This is a genomic window from Xanthomonas prunicola (genome assembly GCF_002846205.1).
Classification (GTDB): Bacteria; Pseudomonadota; Gammaproteobacteria; order Xanthomonadales; family Xanthomonadaceae; genus Xanthomonas; species Xanthomonas prunicola.
Map to the genome: position 1 here is coordinate 382,125 of NZ_PHKV01000003.1, position 17,686 is coordinate 399,810.

11 protein-coding genes are annotated in these 17,686 nt (G+C 65.4%); 9 read left to right on the forward strand and 2 right to left on the reverse strand.

Annotation, left to right across the window (positions count from 1 at the left end; translation table 11 throughout):
• Positions 1 to 183: 183 nt before the first annotated feature.
• The 3 genes from XpruCFBP8353_RS11730 (at position 184) to galA (ending at position 6,825) form a co-directional block, all read left to right on the forward strand.
• Positions 184 to 2,877 (forward strand): TonB-dependent receptor, encoded by a 2,694-nt coding sequence (locus XpruCFBP8353_RS11730; protein ID WP_101363402.1) that lies wholly within the window; start codon positions 184 to 186, stop codon positions 2,875 to 2,877.
• A gap of 178 nt (positions 2,878 to 3,055) precedes the next feature.
• Positions 3,056 to 4,267 (forward strand): glycoside hydrolase family 53 protein, encoded by a 1,212-nt coding sequence (locus XpruCFBP8353_RS11735; protein WP_101363403.1) that lies wholly within the window; start codon positions 3,056 to 3,058, stop codon positions 4,265 to 4,267.
• Positions 4,264 to 6,825 (forward strand): beta-galactosidase GalA, encoded by a 2,562-nt coding sequence (galA, locus tag XpruCFBP8353_RS11740; protein ID WP_101363404.1) that lies wholly within the window; start codon positions 4,264 to 4,266, stop codon positions 6,823 to 6,825. Before XpruCFBP8353_RS11735 ends, galA begins: the two co-directional genes overlap by 4 nt.
• A 250-nt stretch (positions 6,826 to 7,075) precedes the next feature.
• Here galA and XpruCFBP8353_RS11745 read toward each other — a convergent pair whose 3' ends face one another.
• Positions 7,076 to 7,429, reverse strand: a complete 354-nt coding sequence (locus XpruCFBP8353_RS11745) for a hypothetical protein (RefSeq protein ID WP_101363663.1) — start codon at positions 7,427 to 7,429, stop codon at positions 7,076 to 7,078.
• Between the two features lie 160 nt (positions 7,430 to 7,589).
• Positions 7,590 to 9,518, reverse strand: a complete 1,929-nt coding sequence (locus tag XpruCFBP8353_RS11750; protein WP_101363405.1) for an alpha-L-fucosidase — start codon at positions 9,516 to 9,518, stop codon at positions 7,590 to 7,592.
• Positions 9,519 to 10,135: 617 nt separating this feature from the next.
• On the opposite strand from XpruCFBP8353_RS11750, the gene mutS reads away from it, so the two are divergent.
• The 6 genes from mutS to XpruCFBP8353_RS11780 all read left to right on the forward strand — a co-directional run bounded on the left by mutS (position 10,136) and on the right by XpruCFBP8353_RS11780 (position 17,594).
• Positions 10,136 to 12,691: a DNA mismatch repair protein MutS gene (gene mutS, locus XpruCFBP8353_RS11755; protein WP_243391110.1), complete on the forward strand. Its 2,556-nt coding sequence runs from the start codon at positions 10,136 to 10,138 to the stop codon at positions 12,689 to 12,691.
• 335 nt (positions 12,692 to 13,026) lie between these two features.
• On the forward strand, positions 13,027 to 13,767 hold the full coding sequence (locus XpruCFBP8353_RS11760; protein WP_101363407.1) for a metal ABC transporter ATP-binding protein: 741 nt from the start codon (positions 13,027 to 13,029) through the stop codon (positions 13,765 to 13,767).
• A complete protein-coding gene (locus XpruCFBP8353_RS11765) occupies positions 13,764 to 14,642 on the forward strand; it encodes a metal ABC transporter permease (RefSeq protein ID WP_243391099.1) in 879 nt (292 codons plus the stop codon). The genes XpruCFBP8353_RS11760 and XpruCFBP8353_RS11765 overlap by 4 nt, the downstream gene beginning before the upstream one ends.
• On the forward strand, positions 14,639 to 15,598 hold the full coding sequence (locus XpruCFBP8353_RS11770; protein ID WP_101363408.1) for a metal ABC transporter substrate-binding protein: 960 nt from the start codon (positions 14,639 to 14,641) through the stop codon (positions 15,596 to 15,598). The genes XpruCFBP8353_RS11765 and XpruCFBP8353_RS11770 overlap by 4 nt, the downstream gene beginning before the upstream one ends.
• A complete protein-coding gene (locus tag XpruCFBP8353_RS11775; protein ID WP_101363409.1) occupies positions 15,595 to 16,560 on the forward strand; it encodes a CobW family GTP-binding protein in 966 nt (321 codons plus the stop codon). Before XpruCFBP8353_RS11770 ends, XpruCFBP8353_RS11775 begins: the two co-directional genes overlap by 4 nt.
• Positions 16,557 to 17,594 carry a WD40 repeat domain-containing protein gene (locus tag XpruCFBP8353_RS11780; protein WP_101363410.1) on the forward strand — a complete coding sequence of 346 codons (1,038 nt, stop codon included), beginning with the start codon at positions 16,557 to 16,559 and terminating at the stop codon, positions 17,592 to 17,594. The genes XpruCFBP8353_RS11775 and XpruCFBP8353_RS11780 overlap by 4 nt, the downstream gene beginning before the upstream one ends.
• The last annotated feature ends 92 nt before the right edge of the window (positions 17,595 to 17,686 follow it).

The window sequence follows — 17,686 nt, forward strand, 5'->3', positions numbered from 1 at the left end:
GACAGGGGGACGCCAGCGCGCGAGAGCGCGCTTCCGGCGCCACGCACACGAACAAACAACGCCCATCACGCAGCACCGCACCACTCGCCACGCCCGCGCGGACGCGCCAGCCCCGCCCCTGCGGCTGGCCGCACCAGCAGCCACCACCTTATTCGGTCACTTTGTCCTGGGAGGGATCAACCGATGCCTGTTCACCATACCGGCCTTACGGCCAGCCGGCGTCTGCGCCGCACGCCTGTCCGCGACATCCTCTGCACCACCATCGCCTGCGTGCTGGCCACCGCGTTCAGCGCGCACGCGCAGGACAGCGCGCCCACCGCGCCGCCGGCCGGCGATACCAGCACGGCCGCACCCAACGGGCAGGCGCCGGTCACGCTCGACAACATCACCGTGATCGGCCAACGCGCTAGCCTGAATCAGGCCGTGCAAGCCAAGCAGATGTCCGATCACGTCATGGAAGTGATCTCTGCGGACAACATGGGTCAGATGCCCAACGTCACCGTGGCCGAGGCACTGGTGCGACTGCCCGGCGTCAACGGTACCCGCGACCGCGGCAACGAGAGCCTGGCCACCGTGCGTGGCCTGGGCCCGCGCATGACCATGGGCACCGTCAACGGGCGCGAGATCGCCTCGTCCGAGCCCAATCGCGCGGTGCGCTGGGAAGTGTTCCCCACCGAGATCGTCTCCACCGTCAAGGTCTACAAGACCCAATCGGCGGATCTGGTCGCCGGCGGCCTGGCCGCCACCGTGGACATCTCCACCATCAGCCCGCTGGACTACACCGGCCCGGGCTTCGTCGGTACCGCCGGCCCGGTGTTCTACGACCACGCCAAGGACGTAGACGGCTACACCCCGTGGGGCAGCCGCTTCGGCGCCAGCTGGGTGCATAAGTTCAACGACAATCTGGCCGTGGCCTTCGGCGCGACCTATCAGAAGCAGAAGAACGCCAGCTCGTCGATCGGAAGCTGGGGCTATACCGATGCCACCACCTCGCGCGATGTCGATGGCGACGGCACCGTCGATCCCACCCCGTGGGGCGCGGCCGATCAGCTCAAGCTGATCGACCAGACCCGCACCGGCGCGATGGGCACCGTGCAATGGCGCTCGGGCAATTTCGAGTTGAAGTTCGACGGGTTGTATTCGCGCATTGAGATCGACGAAGACCAGTTGCAGAACTGGTTCAACGGCCTGGCCTTCAGCACCTTTTCCGGCGCGACCAACCCGTACACCACGCCGGGCTCGTCCTACACCATCGTCGACGGCGATGTGGTGGCAGGCACCTTGGCCAATTCCAACCTGCAGGTCGACCATGTAGTCAGCCACTACAACGAGGTCAAGACGCTCACCGCAGGTGGCCTGAATGCCAAGTGGAGCGGCGATGTGTGGACCCTGGGCAGCGACCTGTCGTTCTCGCAGGCCAAGCGCGACAATACCTGGCAGGCGGTGCGCTTGGGCAGCAATCCGGACACGGTGTCGTTCGATTTCCGCCGCAGCGTCACACCCACCATCAGCACCAGCTCCGATACGCCCGAATACGGCATTGCCGGACAGACGGAACCGCAGGCGCTGCGCGACAAGATCGCCGCCCTGGCGCTCAATGCCAGCCGCTCGGTCGATGCAGGCCCGTTCACCTCGCTGGAATTCGGTGCGCGCGCGGCGCGGCGCGAAAAGCAGAACCGGCATTTCATCAGCAACCAGTCCGGCTACGACCAACCGATCTCGGCGTACCAGGATCTGATCTACCCGGTCACCATGCCCGACTTGAACGTCCCCACGCTCACCGGCGGCAATCTGGGCGAGATCGCGCGGATCGGATTCGGCGGCTTCGACCCGAGCACGCTGGACGAACAACTGCTCGACCATTGGAACGTCAAGGAAGACGTGCGCGAAGCCTTCGCCAAGGCAGTCTTCAGCTCGCAGCTGTTCGGCACCGATGTCACCGGCAATGTCGGCGTGCGCCTGGTCAACACCAAGACCACCAGCGAGGGTTTCGATTCGGTGGGCAGCACCATCCAGTCCAGCACCGGCAGCAAGGAATACACCGATGCGCTGCCCAGCGCCACGCTGAATTTCCTGATCGACGACCAGCGCATCCTGCGCTTTGCAGTGGCCAAGGTTATCGCACGCCCGCCGCTGGACGAACTGCGCACCGGCCGTCGCCTGGACGACCCCACCGTCACCGTTGGCCAGCTCACCGGCAGCGGCGGCAACCCGCAGCTGGATCCGTTCAAGGCCACCCAGGTCGATGTGTCGTACGAGTGGTACTTCCACACCGAAGCGCTGGCGGCGTTGGCGGTGTATCGCAAGGAAGTCGATTCCAGCATCGGCTACCGCACCGATCGTGAAGTGATCAACGGCCTGGACTACCTGGTCAGCGCGCCGTTCAATGGCGGTGGCGGCTACATCAATGGCGCGGAACTCACCTTCCAGACACCGTTCTACTTCATCCCGCACATGGAAAACTTCGGCGTCTATTCCAACTATTCGCTGGTGGATTCCAACCTCAAGGAATTCTCGCCGGAAGACAACCCGCTGCCGCTGAGCGGGTTGGCCCGCAAGACCGGCACGTTCGACCTGTGGTACAGCAACGGCACCTTCGAAGCGCGCGTGGGTTACAAGTACCACAGTCCCTACACGGTGGTGTACGGCTGGAATGCCGCGCGTCTGGCACGCCTGCAGAGCGAAGGCACGGTGGATCTGAGCTTGAACTGGCAGTACAGCAAGCAGCTGGGCTTCCGTTTCCAGGCCAGCAATCTCACCAACGAGCCGTTGCGCGCCTACACCGACAACAAGCCCAACCGTCTGGCCAATCAGGACGATGGCGGCTACCAGGTGTTCGGTCGTCGTTACCAGTTGGAAGCAACCTATACGTTCTAAGCATTGCACGATCGGCTGCACATGCGTCTGCGCAGCCGATCTGATCTGTGCACACCTGCATAGCACCGCAGCCGCTGCGTGCACTCCAATCTGCAAGCCACGTTTGGATTCTGCGCAGCGGCACGATCGCCTGCGGCATGCTGTCACCGCTCCACGTTAGTCTCTGTCGAGGAATTGCATGCGCTCATCACGCCGTCTCTGGACGCCCGCGCTACTGGCGTTGGCCATTTCCACCTTCGCACACGCCGCCCCGGCCCCTGCCGCGCTGTATCTCGGCGCGGACCTGTCCTACGTCAACGAGATGGAAGAATGCGGCGTGCAGTACCGCGAGAACGGTGTGGTCAAAGATCCGTTCGAACTTTTCCACGCACACGGCGCCAATCTGGTACGCGTGCGCTTGTGGAACGATGCGCGCTGGACCAAGTACAGCGACCTGTCCGACGTCAAGAAGACCATTGCGCGCGCACGCGCGCAAGGCATGCAGGTATTGCTGGACCTGCACTACTCCGATGATTGGGCCGATGGCGAAAAACAGCTGATTCCCAAGGCATGGGCCAGCATCACCGACACCGATGAGCTGGCGCGCACGCTGTATGGCTTCACCTACGACACATTGAGCGCACTCGACCGCGCCGGTTTGATGCCCGAGCTCGTGCAAGTAGGCAACGAAAGCAATTCCGACCTGATGGACAGCCAGCCCTGGGACAAGAAACGCCCCATCGACTGGCAACGCAACGCCAAACTGTTCAACGCCGGCATCAAGGCGGTGCGCGACATGAGCGCACGCTCGACGATCAAACCGCGGGTGATGCTGCATATCGCCCAACCGGAACATGTGGAGCCCTGGTTCGCCGCCGCCACCAAGGCCGGCGTTACCGATTTCGACCTGATCGGCATCAGCTACTACCGCAAGTGGTCCACCCAATCGATGGCGCAGCTGGGCAAGACCATCAAGCGCCTGCGCGACCGCTACGATGCCGATGTGGTGGTGGTTGAAACCGCGTATCCGTGGACGCTTGAAGCTGGCGACACCTCGCACAATCTGCTCGGCGAAGACTCGCTGATCGCCGGCTACCCGGCCACGCCGCAAGGTCAGGCGCGCTACATGGTGGACCTCACCCAACTGGTCATCGATACCGGCGGCGCCGGCGTGGTGTATTGGGAGCCGGCATGGACCAGCAGCAGTTGCAAAACACGCTGGGGCACCGGCTCGTCATGGGAAAACGCCAGTTTCTTCGACTTCAAGCATGGCAACGAGGTGTTGCCGGCGATCGACTTCATGCGCCACCCGTATACCGGTGTGCCTGCGTCGAGCAAATATGAAGGCAGCAAGCGCGACGCAAGCACACCAGACAATTCTGCAGAGGCCGAAAAAAGGACGCAGCCATGAGCGGTATCAATCGGCGTGAGCTGCTGCGCGGCATGCTTGCCAGTGGGGTGAGCGCCGCATTGCCAGTGGGCGCAGCCGGCGCATTGGTCTCGGCGGGCGCTGCAGCTGCTACGGCGAAAAACACCACAACGACATCCGCATTAGGCGATGCAGCGCTGGCACCGCGTGAGCGTCTGCTGTTCGACTTCGGGTGGCGCTTCCATCTGGGCCATGCCAGCGATGCGTCGCGCGATTTCGGATTCGGCACCTTCCAGCGCACCTTCGCAAAGGCCGGCAAGGACACCGCAACCGCTGCGCAATTGGCGTTCGACGACAGTGCCTGGCAGCAGGTGGATCTACCGCATGACTGGGCCGTCAGCCTGCCATTTCAACAGGAGCCGATCTCCGCGTCCATGACCGAGGAAGACCCGGCCGCCGCGCATGGCTACAGGCCACTGGGGACGAGTTTTCCGCAGAACAGCGTTGGCTGGTACCGCCGCACGCTGCAGATTCCGGCAAGCGATCTGGGCAAGCGCATCAGCCTGGTGTTCGATGGCGTGTTCCGCGAGTGCATCGTGTTCTGCAATGGGCACATCGTCGGCCGCAATGCCAGCGGCTACTGCGGCTTCGAAGTCGACCTCAGCGACGTGCTCGACTACGGCCGGCCCAACATCATCGCCATGCGCGTGGACGCCACGCTGGGCGAAGGCTGGTTCTACGAAGGCGCCGGCATCTACCGGCATTTGTGGCTGCACAAGACCGACCCACTCCACATTCCGCAGGACGGCGTCTTCGTGCGCAGCACCGTGCAGGATGGCAACGCCACTGCGCAGCTTTGCACCGAGGTACGCAACGACGGCATCGCGCCACGCCAGTGCGTAGTGCAAGCGCGCATCACCGCACCGGATGGACGCACCGTGGCACAGGCGGCCAGCACAGCCGTCACGGTTGCGCCCGGCCAGGTGCAGGTAGTGGAGCACACGTTGCCCCTTGGGCAGGCCGCGCTGTGGTCGATCGACACCCCCCAGCTCTACAGCCTGACCACCAGCGTGCACAGCGACGGCACCGCAGTCGATGCGCTGGCCACGCCGTTCGGCGTGCGCAGCATCACCTTCGATGCGCAACGCGGTTTCCTGTTGAATGGCACCCCGCTCAAGCTGCACGGCACCAACAATCACCAGGATCATGCCGGCGTCGGCACCGCCATTCCGGACGCCCTGCACGAATGGCGCCTGCGCCAGCTCAAGTCGATGGGCTGCAACGCCTACCGCAGTTCGCACAATCCGGCCACGCCGGCATTGCTCGCGCTGTGCGACCGCCTCGGCATGTTGGTCATTGAAGAAACGCGCCGCATGTCCACCGACCCCGAAGCGATGGGCGAGCTGGAAACGATGGTGCGGCGCGGCCGCAATCATCCCAGCGTCATCCTGTGGTCGCTCGGCAACGAAGAGCCGCAGCAGGTCACCGAACGCGGCGCGCGCATTGTCGCGCGCATGCAACAACGCGTGCGCCAACTCGACCCTACCCGCCCCACCACCTTCGCGATGGACAAGGGCTTCGGCGATGGCGTGGGCCAGGTGGTGGATGTGGTCGGCTTCAACTACCGCACCAGCCAGATGGATGGCTTCCACGCGCAATACCCCCACATTCCGATCTACGGCAGCGAAACCGGCAGCACCGTGTCGGTGCGCGGCAACTATCTGCGCGATGACAACCGCGGTTACACCCGCGCCTACGACCTGGACCACCCCTGGTGGGCCAGCACCGCCGAAGCCTGGTGGAGCTATGTGGCGCAGCGCCCGTACATCGCCGGCGGCTTCATCTGGACCGGCTTCGACTATCGGGGCGAACCCACGCCGTACAACCGCTGGCCGAATGTGGCCTCGCAGTTCGGTGTGCTCGATAGCTGCGGGTTTCCGAAGGACAACTATTGGTACTACCGCGCGCAATGGACCAGCGAGCCGGTGCTGCATGTGTTCCCGCACTGGAACTGGGACGGCCTGCTGCAGCCCGACGATCACGGCCGTATCGAAGTCTGGTGCCACAGCAATCTCGAAGCGGTAGAGCTGCTGGTCAACGGCGTTAGCCAGGGCGTGCAGCAGGTGCCGGCTTATGGCCATGTCCAATGGCGCGTGATCTATGCACCCGGCGTGATCGAAGCGCGCGGCTTTCGCGGCGGCAAGCTGGTGCTCAGCGAACGCCGTGAAACCACCGGCAAGCCGGCCGCGATCCGGCTCAGCTGCGACCGCACCACCCTGCACGCCAATGCCGAAGATGTCGCAGTGGCGAAGGTGGAAATCGTCGACGCACAAGGCCGTTTGGTGCCAACCGCCGACAACCAGGTGCAGTTCGCACTGCGCGGCGCTGCCCGGCTGATCGGCGTCGGCAATGGCGACCCCAGCAGCCACGAAGACGACAAGGCACCGCAGCGCAAGGCATTCAACGGCCTGTGCGCGGCGCTGCTGCAGACCACGCGCAGCAGCGGCGATATCGTGCTGCAGGCGACCGCACCTGGACTGACATCAGCCACGCTGCGCCTGGCAGCAGCAGCCACGCGTGCGCGCGCATCGGTGGTTTGAAGAGAGGCAGTCGCTGCGCACTGCGGTGGGAACTGCGGCGCTGCCGGGGCCGGCTTGGCCTTGGCAGCGCATCGGTGCCAGACGTCAGTCGAACGCCATCCGTCGGCATGTTTGAGAAACCGTGCCTGATCGAGCAGGTCCTCCCCGCTGGACGATCGCGGCCAGCGCTGCAGCTGCAGCTGCGTCGACGACATGATCGGCATAGCTTGATCAGACCGACAACTTCCTGCCGCTTGCGTGATGGGCAGCGTTACGTCTGGCTATTTCCCGCAGCCGGATCACGCGGAAAATAGCGGTTGAGCTTTTCTTCCCACGCGCGAAATTGCTCCAACGTATGGGCATCCATCGGGCGCGGGTCGTCGGCCAGTGCTTTCTTCTGCGCCACATAGGCGATGCGTTGAGACGACAGTTCGTCCCACGCCTTTCTGAGCATGACCGGATCCGGGTGCGAGACCATCATCGCCTCCAGCAGCGTGGCCTGTGCCACGCGCGCGGCCAGCAGATCGCTGAGCGCCTCGGTCACTGCCTGCATCCACTCGTGTTGTTTCTGTTCCATATCGACCCAAGTCGCCTGCGTAATGCGCCGCGCACCATAGCGCCTCAGCTGGAACGGCGGTGTGCAAGGGAGTGGACGCTTCACCACGTGGTGCGAATGTGGCGATTTCCCTCCTCATCGCCTCGCCAGGCGCAGCGAAACGCGCGGAACTGCATCCACCCCGCGATCCCCTCCCACGCGGCGCATGGCCGCGCGGGGACGCACGCTCTCATCGCAAGCGCGAGAACGCACCGATACCTGCGATCGCCAGCCGCTCAGCGGGCACCGCCGTTTCCGCGAACGACAGCCGCAGGTAGCGGATCTGGCGGACTTCGGGGAAATTCAGACGCTGGGTCGAGAGCGCATAGGCGATGTTGGACAGCTCGCCGGCACCGGCCGGCTGCCAGTGCTGGCCATCTTCGCTGGTTTCGGCGCGATAGCCCTTCGGCGGCGCCGCACCGGTCATCACTGCGCGCGAGGGCGTGAGGCTGAACCCAGCGACCTGGCGCAAGGCACCGAGATCGATGGTCGCCTGCACGGGATGGCCCGGCGTCGGCGCGGGCGTGATCCAGACCGTGCTGGCATCGTCATCGAGCAATTTCTCCGACCCCGGCGCGCTCGCCTCGACGATGCGCCAGCCGGCGGAGGACAGCACATCCGGCGCATTCGCCGTGGGCCGCGCGACCGGCACCGGCGCAACGGCGCGGAACAGCGCGAATTCGCTGATCGCCGGGCACACCGGCGCCTCAAGCACCACCAGGCGCACCCGGCGGGCGGCGATCGGGCGATCCAGCCGCACGATCCGCTGTGCACCAATGCATTGCGCTTCGGCCAACCGCCGCCATTGCCCATCGACCTCGGCTTCGACCGCAAAGCGGGTGACGCGCACGCCCAGCGGCAGATATTCGCGCAACCGAATCAGGTCGAAGCTGTGCGCCGCCGACAACTCCAGCATCAGCGTCGGCGTGGTGACATCGTCCGGTGTGGACCAGTAGCTCTCCGGCTGACGATCGAGTACGCGCGCCGGCTCGAAGCCGGGACCGCGCGATGCGCTGGCGCTGGCCTTGGCGCCCTTGGCCAGATCGATGGCGAAGCTGGCGCGGATCGCGTCGCCGAAACTGTGCAGCACCGCCACGTCATGGTCGGGGATGCGGCCGCGTCGGTCGGGCGGAAGATTGAGATTCATATTGGTGCCGCGCGCGACAGAGGTGTCGAAATAGCGCACCAGGTTCTCCGGGCTACGCACCTTGCCGTCTTCATCAGCGTGATAGAACCAGCCGGGGCGGATCGACGTATTGGTTTCGGCAGGCCACCACAGCGCCCCGCCGCGCACGCCGGAATTGCCGTTTTCCTGGGTGTACGGGGCATTGGGCATGGTCGGCCAGGACGGATCGCCAGCGATCCCATCTTCGTTGCCGCCCCAGCGGATATCGGCGCCGAGCGGGTCGAATGTGCAGGCCATCGGCTGATGCTGGTGCACCAGCGCGATCATCCGTGGCCAGTTGTAGTACGCGGGCGCATCGATCTTGCGCGATTCGCGCGCCCCACCGTAGTAGCCGTCGCCGCCATTGGCGCCGTCGAACCAGAACTCGAACAGATCGCCGTAGCCTGTGCAGAGTTCGACGATCTGCTTGCGGAAATAGTCGAGATAGCCGGGGCGCCCATACTCGGCATGGTTGCGATCCCAGGGCGAGAGGTACAGGCCGAACGCCAGGCCGGCGCGTCGACACGCCGCAGCCATCTCGCCGACGATGTCACCCTTGCCGTTCTTGTAGGGCGAGTTGCGGATGCAATGCTCGGTCAGGCGTGTCGGCCACAGGCAGAATCCATCATGGTGCTTGGCTGTGAAAATGAGCCCCTTCAGATTGCCGGCCTTCGCAGCAGCCACGATCTGGTCGGCTGAAAAATCGCTGGGATCGAATTTGCGCGGATCCTCGTCGCCGTAGCCCCATTCCTTGTCGGTGAAGGTGTTCATCGCAAAATGCACGAAAGCGTATTGCTCCCACCGATGCCAGCGCAGCTGTCGCGCGCTGGGCACCGCACCCCACGGGGCCGGCCCGTTGGCGCGCGGCGTCTGCGCGATGCGAGCCGCCGATGCACTGAAGCTGACGGCAGCGGCCGCCACACCCGTGGCAAGAAAGGTACGACGATCGATCATTAGCGCCTTCCGACTTTGCACAAGTTTCGATCTTAGCTTTTCCAACGGCGAAGAGTCCTAACCCCAAAGCAACAGACGCTTTTGCAAGGTGCCGCGCAAAGACTGGCTCTGAGCAGCTGCGTTGAACATCAGGCGAAGGGAGACGCAAGCGTTCGTGGCGTGACGGCTGATTGCCCTGCCCCACGTTGCCTTTCTGCTGGCGCGCGAATGGCCATGCGTCTTCCGCATGCGAAGTGAGCTCCTCGACAGACCGAACATGCGTACCCCTGCCCGGCCTCGCCCTCCCAGCCACTCGCTCGCTGAACCGCATGACCGGCCACCTCTCGACCGACCACCCAAGGATTTTTCGGTGGCTGGGCTTAAACTTGGAGCCCGCGCCGACCTGGGCGGCCCGTGGTCCCTCACAAGCTGTGTGACCTCAGCCACTGGCCCGTTTCATCGCACCTCGATGCATTCCGTTTAGAGGGTCGCAGCAGCAGCGGCGTCACACATGGCACCGCAGCTCTCCGCTATCGCCCCTGATTGACCGCCACATCCCGGAAGAATATTTCTTGCAAAGCACTGACACAAAAGAAAAAAACAAGAACATCGGCGGGGCCGTGGAGCACACGCCGCTGATGAAGCAATTCTTCGCAGCCAAATCGGACTACCCCGATCTGCTGCTGTTCTTCCGCATGGGCGATTTCTACGAGCTGTTCTACGACGACGCGCGCAAGGCAGCGCGGCTGCTCGACATCACCCTGACCCAGCGCGGCAGCTCCGGCGGTGCGCCGATTCCGATGGCCGGGGTGCCGGTGCATGCGTATGAAGGCTATCTGGCGCGGCTAGTCGCATTGGGCGAGTCGGTGGCGATCTGCGAGCAGATCGGCGACCCGGCGCTGGCCAAAGGCCTGGTCGAGCGCAAGGTGGTGCGCATCGTCACGCCGGGCACGGTCACCGACGAGGCGCTACTGGACGAGCGCCGCGACACGCTGTTGATGGCGATCTCGCGCAGCAAACAAGGTTACGGCCTGGCCTGGGCCGATCTGGCCGGCGGGCGCTTTTTGGTCAACGAAGTGGATAGCGTGGATGCGCTGGAAGCGGAAATCGCGCGTCTGGAACCTGCCGAGCTGCTGGTGCCCGACGAAGACAACTGGCCGGAATTCCTGCGTGGTCGCATTGGCGTGCGCCGTCGGCCGCCGTGGTTGTTCGATGCCGATAGCGGCCGGCGTCAGTTGCTGGCGTTCTTCAAGCTGCACGATCTGTCCGGCTTCGGCATCGACGACAAGCCCTGCGCCACAGCCGCCGCCGGTGCGCTGCTCGGCTATGTCGAGGAGACCCAGAAACAGCGCTTGCCGCATCTGACCTCGATCGCGATGGAAGTGGCCAGCGAGGCGATCTCGATGAACGCAGCCACGCGCCGGCATCTTGAGTTGGATACACGCGTGGATGGCGACACCCGCAACACCTTGCTCGGTGTGCTGGACAGCACCGTCACGCCGATGGGCGGGCGTCTGTTGCGCCGTTGGCTGCACCGTCCGTTGCGCCTGCGCGATGTGCTGGTGCAGCGCCACCATGCAGTGGCGAGCCTGATCGACTCCGGCGCCGATGCCGACGTGCGCGAAGCCTTCCGCGCGCTTGGCGACCTGGAACGTATTCTCACGCGCGTCGCATTGCGCTCGGCGCGCCCACGCGATTTTTCCACCCTGCGCGACGGTCTGGCGCTGCTGCCGAAGGTTCGCACCATCCTCGCGCCACTGGATTCGCCGCGCCTGCAGACCCTGTTCGCCGAACTGGGCGAGCACGATGCCACCGCGCATCTGCTGATCAGCGCAGTGGCGGAGCAACCGCCGCTCAAGCTCAGCGACGGCGGCGTCATCGCCACCGGTTACGACGCCGATCTGGATGAGCTGCGTCGCCTGTCCACCAATGCCGACCAATTCCTGATCGACCTGGAACAGCGCGAGCGCGCCAGCAGCGGCATCGCCACGCTCAAGGTCGGCTACAACCGCGTGCACGGCTACTACATCGAGATCAGCAAGGGCCAGGCGGAAAAAGCACCGTTGCATTACAGCCGCCGGCAAACGCTGACCAACGCCGAGCGCTACATCACCGAAGAACTCAAGAGCTTCGAAGACAAGGTACTGTCCGCGCGCGAACGTTCGCTGTCGCGCGAAAAACTGCTGTACGAAGGTCTGCTCGACGCCCTCGGCACTGAACTGGAAAGCCTCAAGCGCTGCGCGGGTGCACTCAGCGAACTGGACGTGCTGGCCGGCTTTGCCGAACGGGCGCAGGCGCTGGATTGGTCGCAACCGGAGCTGGAAAGTGCGCCCTGCCTGCGTATCGAACGCGGCCGCCACCCAGTGGTGGAAGCGGTACGCGACCAACCGTTCGAGCCCAACGATCTGGACCTGCACAGCGACCGCCGCATGCTGGTGATCACCGGCCCGAACATGGGCGGTAAGTCGACCTATATGCGGCAGAACGCCTTGATCGTGTTGCTGGCGCATATCGGCAGCTTCGTGCCGGCCAGCCGCGCGGTGATCGGACCGATCGACCGCATCCTCACCCGCATCGGCGCCGGCGACGATCTGGCGCGCGGGCAATCCACCTTCATGGTGGAGATGGCCGAAACCAGCTACATCCTGCATCACGCCACGCCGCAATCGCTGGTGCTGATGGACGAGATCGGCCGCGGCACCTCCACTTACGACGGCCTGGCATTGGCCGATGCCGTCGCGCGTCATCTGGCGCATACCAATCGCTGCTACACGTTGTTTGCCACGCATTACTTCGAGCTCACCGCGCTGGCCGACGAATCGCACGCCGGTGGCGCCAGCGGCATCGCCAACGTGCATCTGGATGCGGTCGAACACGGCGAGCGCCTGGTGTTCATGCACGCCGTGAAAGATGGCCCGGCCAATCGCAGCTTCGGTCTACAAGTGGCCGCGCTTGCCGGCCTGCCCAAAGCAGCAGTCACGCAAGCGCGACGTAGGCTGGTGGAACTGGAGCAACGCGGCGGCGAAAGCCACAGCACGCAGATGGCCCCCACCGCGCTGGATGCGCCGCAACAGTTCGGGCTGTTCACCGCGCCCTCCTCCGCTGCGCAGGAAGCATTGCAGGCACTGGATCCGGATGAGCTCACGCCCAAGCAGGCGCTGGAGGCGTTGTACCGCCTCAAAGCATTGCTTTAAGCGGCGCAGCGCAGCAAGCGTTGTTCGGACGCGCAGGTCGGCGGACACCGCAGGCCATTGCCTGCCCGTCGCCACCTGGCCCCTACCGCACCCACCCAGTCAGGGTGGTTGCGCTCGCCCTTTTTAAGTTATGTTATATCGTTACATAACAGTCGAGATGCTTTGCCGTGTTCGAACCACGCCGCCCGTCCGCTTGCGACACGATCGCCACGGCATCGCCGCGCCGATGAAACGCTGTCCCGATCCCTTGCTGACCGGCGCGACCATGCGACTGGGCGTAGCAGTGCTGGCCGCAACCGCGTTGTGGCTGGGCTACATCTGGGTGACCCGCTGACATGTTGGCCTTCCACGCACTGCGTCTGGGCTATGGGACTGAGGTCACCTTGCACGATCTGCATACCCGCCTTGCCCGTGGCAGCCTCACTGCGCTGGTCGGTCCCAACGGCGCAGGCAAGACGACGTTAATGCGCGCCATCGCCGGAGACCTGACGCCGCTGGGTGGACGCATCGAATGCGCTGCCAGACGCGTGTCCTGGTTGCCGCAACGTACCGCGCTCAATACGCAGTTCCCGATCGACGTGCGCGGCTTCGTCGCCATGGGGCTATGGCACCGCATCGGCGCCCTACGCGGACTGACATCAGCAGACGCCGCGCAGCTGGGCCAGGCATTGTCGGCACTCGGTCTGGGCGCGCTTGGCGGCCAACCGATCGGCACCTTGTCCGGCGGCCAGCTGCAACGTGCCCTGTTCGCACGGCTTCTGCTGCAGGACGCGGACCTGATCCTGCTCGACGAGCCGTTCACCGCCATCGACCATCACACCACCATCGACTTGCTGGCATTGGTCCGTCGCTGGCACCAGGAGGGCCGCACCGTGCTGGCGGTCCTGCACGACCTGGAGATGGTGCGGGGGTATTTTCCCGAGACCTTGCTAATCGCCGGCCGCCAGATCGCGCACGGACCGACCGCCACTGCGCTGAGCGTGCAGACCCTGCAACAGGCGCGCACCGCCGCCGACGCGCTGACCGCGTCCTTGGCCCCGGCCGCACAGGTGCGCACGCACGGAAACATGCTGTGACCCTGCCCTGGCAACCATTCCTGGACTATGTGTTCATGCAGCGCGCGCTGCTGGGATGTACGGCCATTGCACTCGGCGCCACCCCGATCGGGGTGTTTCTGATTGCGCGCCGCATGAGCCTGATCGGCGATGCAATGGCGCATGCGATCCTGCCCGGCGCGGCAGTAGGCTTTGTGATGTGCGGGTTGTCGCTGGGCGCGATGACGCTGGGCGGCAGCATCGCCGGTCTGCTGGTGGCCGTACTGACCGGCGCGGTGTCGCGGGCCACGCGGCTGCAGGAGGACGCCTCGCTGGCAGCCTTCTACCTGATCTCGCTGGCGTTGGGCGTGTTGCTGGTCTCGCTCAAAGGCTCCAACGTGGACTTGATGCACGTGCTGTTCGGTAGCGTGCTGGCGCTGGACGACGACGCCCTGCTCCTGCTGTGCACGATCGCAACGCTCACCGTGATCGTGCTGGCCATGCTGTATCGCCCACTGGTGCTCGAATGCGTGGACCCGCAGTTCCTGCGCACCGTCGGCCGCAGCAGTCTGGTCACGCACCAGCTGTTCTTAGCGCTGGTGGTGCTCAATCTGGTGGCCGGCTTCCAGGCACTGGGCACCTTGATGGCGGTCGGTATCATGATCCTGCCTGCCGCGACCGCGCGCTTCTGGGCCAGGCGCCTGGCACCGATGCTGCTGATCGCCCTCGCCGTGGCGCTGCTGGCCTCGGTGACGGGGTTGTTGTTGTCCTATCGCTTCGACCTGCCCTCCGGCCCAACCATCATTCTGGCTGCAGGCACCTTGTACCTGCTGTCCCTGCTGCTCGGCCCGGAAGATAGCCTGGCCGCCAACGCGCACCCGCGCGCGCCACGCGATGCCGCAGGAGAATCGCCATGAGCCGGCACCTGCATGTCCTGCTGGGCGTCAGCCTGCTGGTGGTACTGGCGGCGATCGTCGCGCTGCTCGATGGGGGGCAGCCGCCCCCGCGTCCGCAAGGCGCCCAGCCGCTGCGCGTGGTGGTCAGCTTCTCGATCCTGGGCGATCTGGTCCACCAAGTCGGCGGCGACCGCGTCGTATTGACCACACTGGTCGGGCCGGAGGGCGACGCGCATGTCTACCAACCCACACCGGCCGATGCCCGCGCGCTGGGAAGCAGCGATCTGGTCGTGGTCAATGGGCTCGGCTTCGAGGGATGGCTGGACCGGCTGGTCCACGCCTCCGGCTACCACGGCAAGATCGTGGTGGCCAGCGATGGCGTGGTCCCGCGCCGTTTCGATGCAGCCAGTGCGCACGCGGGCCATGCGCATTCCGCGCTCGACCCGCATGCGTGGCAGAGCGTTCCCAACGTGGAGCGCTACGTCACCAATATTACCGCCGCGCTCTGCAGCGCAGATCCAAACGGCGCCGGCATCTACCGCGCCAATGCGGCGGCCTACCAACGGCGGCTGCGTGCGTTGCATGCGCAGATCCTGCACAGCATCGCGGCACTGCCGCCGCAGCGGCGCACCATCGTCACCTCGCACGATGCGTTCGGCTATTTCGCTGCGACCTACGGCCTGCGCTTCGAAGCGCCACAGGGCGTGTCCACCGAAGCCGAAGCATCCGCCCACGACGTCGCCCGCCTGATCGCGCAGATTCGGCACGACGGCGCGGCGGCCCTGTTCGTCGAAGACATCACCGATCCGCGGCTGTTGCAGCAGATCGCCCGCGAAACCGGCATCCGCATCGGCGGCACCTTGTACTCGGACGCGTTGTCGCATCCCCAGGGGCCGGCGAGCACCTATCTGGACTTGATGCATCACAACCTTACCGCGCTGGTGCAAGCGCTCGACCCCGCCAGGAGTTCCCCATGACTGCCCCACAGATCCCCGTCACCGTGCTGACCGGCTTCCTCGGCGCCGGCAAGACCACGCTATTGAACCGCATCCTCACCGAGCCGCATGGCCACCGCTACGCAGTGATCATCAACGAATTCGGCGAGACCGGCATCGACAACGAGTTGGTGGTCAATGCCGAGGAAGAAATCTTCGAAATGAACAACGGCTGCATCTGCTGCACCGTCCGCGGCGATCTGATCCGCATTCTCGACGGACTGATGAAGCGCCGCGACTTCGATGCGATCCTGATCGAAACCACCGGCATGGCCGACCCCGCCCCGGTGGCGCAGACCTTCTACGTCGACCCGGACGTGGCCGCCAGGACCCGACTGGATGCGATCGTCACGGTCGTCGATGCGGTCAACCTCGCCACGCACCTGGACGAGGCGCACGAGGCAGCCGAGCAGATCGCCTTTGCCGACGTCGTGCTACTCAACAAGATCGATCTGGTCGAGCCCGCGCAGCTGGACGCGGTCCAGGCGCGCCTCCGCAGCATCAATCCCCATGCGCGCATCGTGCGCAGCCAGCGCTGCGAGGTCCCGCTGGACGAGGTACTTGGGCTGGCCGCGTTCACGCTCGAGCGCGTGCTGGAAATCGAACCGGATTTCCTCGACGAAGGGCAGACCCACGAGCACGAGGAGGATATCGGCTCGGTCTCGTTGCAACTGCAGCAGCCGCTGGATCCGATGCGTTTCCAGCAGTGGTTCGGTGCGCTGCTGCGCGACCACGGCACCGACATCCTGCGCTGCAAAGGCATCCTGGATCTGGCCGGCGAGCAACGCCGCTACGTGATCCAGGGCGTGCACATGCTGACCGATGGCGACTTTCTGGACACCTGGCCGCCGGGACCGGCGCGCGTGTCCAAACTCGTGTTCATCGGTCGGGACCTGGAGCGCATGCGCCTGCGCGAAGGATTCAGCGCCTGCGTGGCGGCATGAGCGCGCCGCTGCAACCGCAGGCCGCCGAGCAGGCATCATGCGCATCGGCGTCCGGCCTGTTCTTGCGCATCGACGCCGTTCCGGTCGCCGCTGCCGTCAGTGGCGGGCGCTTGGCGACGGCCTGGGGCGACGGCTGCATTCGCCATTTCGCCAGGCAGCAGGCACCGGACTGCATGCAGGTGCACGACGGCGCGATCCTGGCCTTGGCCGCCGACGACGCGGGCGGCCTGCTGAGCGGTGGCGACGATGGCGTATTCGCACGCACCGATGCCGCCGGAATGCAGGTGCTGGCGCGTTTTCCCGGGCAGTGGGTCGAGCATGTCGCCGTCAGCGCCGAAGGCGGGCAAGCCTGCGCGGTCGGTCGCCGCGTGCATCTGTGGGATGCCGCTGGCGGCAACCAGGTGCTGGAGCATCCCTCCAGCGTGGGCGGTATGGCCTTCGATCGCAGCGGCCGGCGCTTGGCGGTCGCGCACTATGGCGGGCTCTCGCTCTGGACGCGCGATGGCCCCGCGTGGAGCGCGGCGTCGCTGGCCTGCCGTGGCAGTCACCTCGGCGTGATCTGGTCGCCGGACGGCCGGTACGTGCTGAGCAGCATGCAGGAGCAGGCAGTGCATGGCTGGCGCGTTGCAGATGGCATGCAGCTGCATATCGCCGGCTACCCCGGCAAGGTGCGGCAGTGGAGCTGGATCGAGCCGATGCCGTGGTTGGCCAGCGGTGGTGCCACCGCCGCCTTGCTGTGGCCGTTCGACGGCAAGAACGGACCGCTGCAGCGCACGCCGCTGGCATTGTTCCAGGACGATGGTCAGAGCCTGGTCAGTGCACTGTGCACGCTCACTGGCCGCGCCACGGTACTGGCCGGCAAGAGCGACGGCAGCATCCTGATGGGCGAGGCGACCACGCCACAGCAATGGCATGTGCTGCGCCATGCCGGTGGCACGCCGCTGACGCTGCTGGCGGTGCTGCCCGAGCCGCATTGGTTGCTGGCCGCGCACGCCGACGGCGCGGTGCTGTGGATGCCCCTGCTGCCGCCATGAGTCCGTTCTGGATACACCGCATGCCGCTGCAGGCGTGCCCTGTCGCGTTTCCTCCACCCGGCGCGCCCGCCGGACCCGCATCCTCCCTTTCC

Bases quoted from the DNA above. Each gene is read 5' to 3' on its own strand.
- XpruCFBP8353_RS11730 (WP_101363402.1), top strand. From the start codon at position 184: ATGCCTGTTCACCATACCGGCCTTACGGCCAGCCGGCGTCTGCGCCGC.
- XpruCFBP8353_RS11735 (WP_101363403.1), top strand. From the start codon at position 3,056: ATGCGCTCATCACGCCGTCTCTGGACGCCCGCGCTACTGGCGTTGGCC.
- galA (WP_101363404.1), top strand. From the start codon at position 4,264: ATGAGCGGTATCAATCGGCGTGAGCTGCTGCGCGGCATGCTTGCCAGT.
- XpruCFBP8353_RS11750 (WP_101363405.1), bottom strand. From the start codon at position 9,518: ATGATCGATCGTCGTACCTTTCTTGCCACGGGTGTGGCGGCCGCTGCC.
- mutS (WP_243391110.1), top strand. From the start codon at position 10,136: ATGAAGCAATTCTTCGCAGCCAAATCGGACTACCCCGATCTGCTGCTG.
- XpruCFBP8353_RS11760 (WP_101363407.1), top strand. From the start codon at position 13,027: ATGTTGGCCTTCCACGCACTGCGTCTGGGCTATGGGACTGAGGTCACC.
- XpruCFBP8353_RS11770 (WP_101363408.1), top strand. From the start codon at position 14,639: ATGAGCCGGCACCTGCATGTCCTGCTGGGCGTCAGCCTGCTGGTGGTA.
- XpruCFBP8353_RS11775 (WP_101363409.1), top strand. From the start codon at position 15,595: ATGACTGCCCCACAGATCCCCGTCACCGTGCTGACCGGCTTCCTCGGC.
- XpruCFBP8353_RS11780 (WP_101363410.1), top strand. From the start codon at position 16,557: ATGAGCGCGCCGCTGCAACCGCAGGCCGCCGAGCAGGCATCATGCGCA.